Source organism: Rhodobacter capsulatus, assembly GCF_005144475.1.
GTDB classification, from domain to species: domain Bacteria; phylum Pseudomonadota; class Alphaproteobacteria; order Rhodobacterales; family Rhodobacteraceae; genus Rhodobacter; species Rhodobacter capsulatus_C.
On record NZ_SWJZ01000159.1, the window covers coordinates 1 to 1,399 of the forward strand.

Annotated in this window: 3 protein-coding genes; all 3 read left to right on the plus strand. The window is 65.4% G+C overall.

The features are described from left to right. The coding region (locus tag FBT96_RS20950; protein ID WP_169583683.1) for a hypothetical protein at positions 1-306 on the plus strand (306 nt) is incomplete at its 5' end. 135 nt (positions 307-441) lie between these two features. Next, positions 442-930 carry a hypothetical protein gene (locus tag FBT96_RS20420; protein WP_169583685.1) on the plus strand — a complete coding sequence of 163 codons (489 nt, stop codon included), beginning with the start codon at positions 442-444 and terminating at the stop codon, positions 928-930. Positions 931-950: 20 nt separating this feature from the next. Next, positions 951-1,202: a hypothetical protein gene (locus FBT96_RS20425; RefSeq protein WP_136909924.1), complete on the plus strand. Its 252-nt coding sequence runs from the start codon at positions 951-953 to the stop codon at positions 1,200-1,202. Positions 1,203-1,399: the final 197 nt, after the last annotated feature.

A 1,399-nucleotide genomic window follows, 5' to 3' on the forward strand; every position in this document is an offset into this window, starting at 1 on the left:
GGCCGGGTCGATCGCCCCGAGGAGTTGCCGGGGTTTTCCGTGATCCTGAACCGGGTGCCCCTGCGTGTCTCGGAAGCGGAACGGGCAGTGGCGCAAGAGCTGTTCGCAGCCCTGCCCGCCTGTGACGCGTTCTTGTCGAACCGCACCGCCTACGTGCGGATGGATCGCGAAGGACTGCTGGGCGAGATCGCGGAGCACACCCCAAACCGCGGTCTCGCCACCCATGTGCTCAATGCCGTGAAGGAGGCAGCAGAGCTGCTCGACGAGATCGACCGGATGATCGCCGTTCCGATGGAGGTCGCGTGATGGCTCCGCGCAAGGACATGATGCGGGTCATCCGCCGCGACGCTGGGATTTGGCGACAGCGCGGGCGCTCCGAAAGAAGACCGCTCGCCGGCGTCAAGCGCCCGCGACCTGGAGACCTCGGCGCTTGCGACCGGGGTGGAAGCCGGGAAGGAGGCAGGTTTCGGCGCGATGGCTTCGGCGGCGATCGAGGAGCGCACGGCCGCCGCAGGGGCTGCTGCGAACGCCCAGGCAGAGACACCCGACACGCCTCAAGGCGCGGGAAAGACAACGGTCGTTTACGTCGCCGTTTCACTCACCGCAGCGCAGGCGCCGCGCGTCGAAGCCTGGGCCAAAGCCGCGCGATGTCCGGTCCCCTTCCTGATCCGGCGTGTCGCGCAGGGGCTGCGCGATGATCTCTGCCGCGACTGGAAAGACACCGGCTGGCCGGAGGTCTGCGAACGACGGGGCGCCCGAGGACGGCATCCAACCAGCGTGACGTTGACCCTGCCCGAAACCTTCGTTGCCGAACTCAGCGCGCGGCACGACCCGCTCGGCATCATCGGGCTCGGCCGCGCCATGGGGCCCGCGTTTCGGGCGCGGTTCGAAGTGGCTTTCGACGCCGCACTTGCCGAATCCGGCTTCTGAAATCCATCGAGGGACCAGTCATGAGTGATGAGAAAAAGTCTGCACCACCGTCGTTGCCGCATCAGGCGATCGACATCGGCCTGCCCGTCGAATGGAGGCTCGATGCCCACGATCAGAAGAACGTGCTCGGGGTCGTCTACGAATTCTCGCAGTCGAAGGAGCGCAAGATTGTCTGGTACACCGCCAACAAGCGTCGAGCGAAGAGCTTCAAGGTGGTGCGGGAATTGGGCTGCACCGATGGCGCCCCGGAGACCTCGCCAGAAAAGCCATGAGTGCCGCCGCAACCCGATGATAATGCAATATTTGTGACGCCACTCAGCGGAAACCAGCAGTTCGGCGCAACAAACCCATGCAGTTCAACGCGTTGGGCCAAGAGCCGCACGGGAGCGGGTCAACCTTGCACAAATCTGGACGGCATGGATCGGCACCCTACCGGTGAAGCCGCAGGCATGGTGTGCTTCAGGCGCGC

Bases quoted from the DNA above. Each gene is read 5' to 3' on its own strand.
- FBT96_RS20425 (WP_136909924.1), top strand. From the start codon at position 951: ATGAGTGATGAGAAAAAGTCTGCACCACCGTCGTTGCCGCATCAGGCG.